Annotated in this window: 3 protein-coding genes and 1 pseudogene; 1 reads left to right on the forward strand and 3 read right to left on the reverse strand. The window is 68.4% G+C overall.

Features of this window, described 5'->3' with window-relative positions:
* Positions 1-283: 283 nt before the first annotated feature.
* Both ACWV17_RS33750 and ACWV17_RS33755 read right to left on the reverse strand, forming a co-directional pair.
* Positions 284-457, reverse strand: a pseudogene (locus ACWV17_RS33750) (D-inositol-3-phosphate glycosyltransferase); the annotation flags it as partial.
* Positions 458-556: 99 nt separating this feature from the next.
* Positions 557-1156 (reverse strand): anthrone oxygenase family protein, encoded by a 600-nt coding sequence (locus ACWV17_RS33755; protein ID WP_455362659.1) that lies wholly within the window; start codon positions 1154-1156, stop codon positions 557-559.
* A 182-nt stretch (positions 1157-1338) separates the two neighbouring features.
* On the opposite strand from ACWV17_RS33755, the gene ACWV17_RS33760 reads away from it, so the two are divergent.
* Positions 1339-2283 carry an AraC family transcriptional regulator gene (locus tag ACWV17_RS33760; protein WP_455362660.1) on the forward strand — a complete coding sequence of 315 codons (945 nt, stop codon included), beginning with the start codon at positions 1339-1341 and terminating at the stop codon, positions 2281-2283.
* A 367-nt stretch (positions 2284-2650) separates the two neighbouring features.
* Here the strand turns inward: ACWV17_RS33760 and ACWV17_RS33765 are convergent.
* On the reverse strand, positions 2651-3011 hold a 361-nt coding region (locus tag ACWV17_RS33765), incomplete at its 5' end, for a histidine phosphatase family protein (protein ID WP_455362661.1).

Here is a 3011-nt window from a genome sequence, read left to right on the forward strand (position 1 = left end):
CATCCACGTCGACGAGAAGGCCGTCGAACGCGCCGCCGAAACGGGCCACCGCTGGCGCAACCCGATCTGGCGCCGCCAGGACGGCTCCGTCGCCGAATGGTGACGGCGAGGCGTGACCGAAGGCCCTCAAGGCCCGCCCCCGGCGTCCGTGCCGGGGGGACTGACGTGCCCGACCGGAATTCGGTCAGAGGCGGCGTATCCGCGCAGCGATCCCTGCTGGGTGCTGACGTCGGCAAACTGCGGGCCGAAAGGGACGCCGATGCCGAGCGACGCACCACCGCCAACCATGCAGCGAGCGCAGACGATGTCGCTCGTGCATCGCCGCCGTGTACACGTCCGCCGTTGCCGCCGCGGCCGTGTCCCAGCCGAAGGACTGGACGTGCCGGGCCGCGGCCGCACCCATCCGGGCGGAGAGCGCGGGATCGTCGGCGAAACGGCGCAGCGCCCGTGCGTAGGATCCGCCGCTTCGGCGCGTGGCATCCCGGGTGTGGAGTGGCCCGAGAGCGACTGTGGGGCGGTTGCGGGTGACCGCCCGACCACCACATGAGGGTCTGTCTTATCGGTGGCGGGTGTCCCAACGTGGCTCGCCCGAGCCGGTCACTGGCCGCTCTGTCGGTCGGCTGGCGGCCTGGCCGAGCCCGCGATGGATCACGAGGGCCCAGGTGAGGCAGCCAAACCCGATCGTTGCCGCGACAGCCCGCACGGTGTTCCAGGCCGTCCACATCGTTTCATCGAGCTGGGCACGCACCGCCGCGAGCTCGGCGTTGCTGCCGGGCTCCGCGGCCGTCCGGATTCTCTCGTTGAGGGGCTCATGGACACCGAACGTGATCGTGAGTACCACCAGGACGCACACCAGTGCCGCCCCGACCCACATCAGCACCGGCCGCTGCCCCGCGCGGAGATGGAGAGCCACGGACAGCCCCGTGAACAGCAGCGAGCCCATGAGCCCCACACCGAGGAACAGCGGATTGGTGATCGCCGCATCGAGCGCTTGGAAGGCCGCGACGAAGGTGCGGTCATCGACGTTACTCAGACCGGGCATGACCGCGTTCGACCAGTTCACGAAGACACCCGCGAACAGTCCGGTCGTCATCGTGGCCATGATCAGGACCACGGTCCTCAAGACGCCGTTCCCGATGCGCTGCTGCCCGGTCATGACGACATCTCCATCGGGGATTCCTCAAGGCTCCACAGGCCCGATACGGCGGCCGGGCGGACGGAGGCTGCGAACTCGCCTGTGTTCGGTGTAGTGGTCATGCGTTCAGAGAAGCAGAATGTGGCGAGACCTTCCATGATTGAAAGCCGCACATCCATCTGAATTCGTCTACCGTGAGGTCCATGGATCCGTTGACCGCCCTGCTGGACGCCCCACGCGCACAGGGCGCCTTCCTGCTCCGGGTGACGATGACACCGCCCTGGGCCGTGCGGGTGCAGGACGAGGCACCACTGTCCGTGGTAGCGATGACAGCCGGATCGGCCTGCTACATACCCGACACAGGCGACCCGGTGCAGCTGTGCGCGGGTGACCTGCTACTGATCGCCCGACCCGACCCGTACCTGTTCGCCGACGCCATGGCCCGCCCGCCGCAGGCCGTAATCCACCCCGGCGGCCGGTGCGAGACACCGGCCGGCGCGAACCTGGAGCTTCCCACTCATCACGGGGTACGCACCTGGGGAAACGCCGCGATGGGCCGCGACGCCATGCTCGTCGGTACCTACCAGAGCGTCAGCGAGATCGGTTCCCGACTCCTCAGAGCGCTACCGCCGGCGTTGCTGATGCGGGCCGCCGACCACCGCCCCGGACTCATCGACGTCCTTGCTGAGGAGATCCACGGCGAGGGAATCGGTCAGGCCAGCCTGCTGGATCGGCTGCTGGACGGCCTCACGGTCACCGCGATACGCCATTGGGCCAACTCCCCGGCCGCTGACCCGCCCGGATGGCTCCGCGCCGGCACAGACCCGATCGTCGGCGCCGCGCTGGACCTGATGCACGACCAGACCGCCCAGCCCTGGACCGTCGCATCCCTGGCCCAGCAAGTCGGGATGTCCCGCGCCGGTTTCTCCCGCAGGTTCGTAGCCTCAGTAGGCGAACCGCCCATGGCCTACCTCACCTCCTGGCGCCTGGCCCTCGCCGCCGACCAACTGCGACAAGACAACGTGCCAATCTTCCGCGTGGCCGCCCAGGTCGGCTACACCAGCCCGTTCACCTTCAGCACCGCCTTCAAACGCCACTACGGCGTCAGCCCGCTCACCTACCGACAGCAACACGCGATACCCGCATAAGCCACAACCCACAGACCAGGCACCAGGGACCCACATGTCATCGTGCCGCCGTCGAGCACCGTATCCCGCGCAATCGAGACGCCCCACGCCGACATCGCCACGCTCCAGCCGCCGGCGCACGCCCCGGCCCTCGCACAGAACAAGCCAACTCCCCGGACGTCACGCTGAACTCTGAGGCACCTCGTCGCGCACGCTGCGCTCGACGGCGGTACCGAGGTTCTGCCGGAGGGTACTGGTGGGCCGTCGGCGAGGTGCCTGCTGAGCAGGTCCTTCTCCCACGGCCCCCAGCCCGAACGACGCATCCGACTGCATGGGACGGCCCGCCGCCCGTGAGGGCGGCGGGCCGGTCGAAGCGGCCAGGCTGAGGTCAGCCAGCTTGGGCGGGGCCGAGATGAAGAGTGTCACCGAGGCTGACGACTTGGCGGTTGTGGAAGAAGTCGTCTTCGCGCAGCGTGGTGATGCTGCCGGAGGGGGCCCGGAAGCTGGCATAGCCGGCCGACTCGATCGGCATCTTGATCCAGGACGCCACGACGAACGTCAGGGAGCCGCCGTGCGTCACGATGATCTGGTGTTCGCAAGGGTTCTGCAGGATCTCGTCCGTGGCCGCGTAGATGCGCTTCGCCCACGCAGCCTTGGTCTCGGAACCGTCCACACTGTCGGCGTACGGCCTTAGCTCCCCAGTTGTGTACAGACGAACGTCCCCAGACGTCAGGCCACTTCGGTCTCTC

It is taken from the genome of Streptomyces mabaensis, from assembly GCF_053763515.1.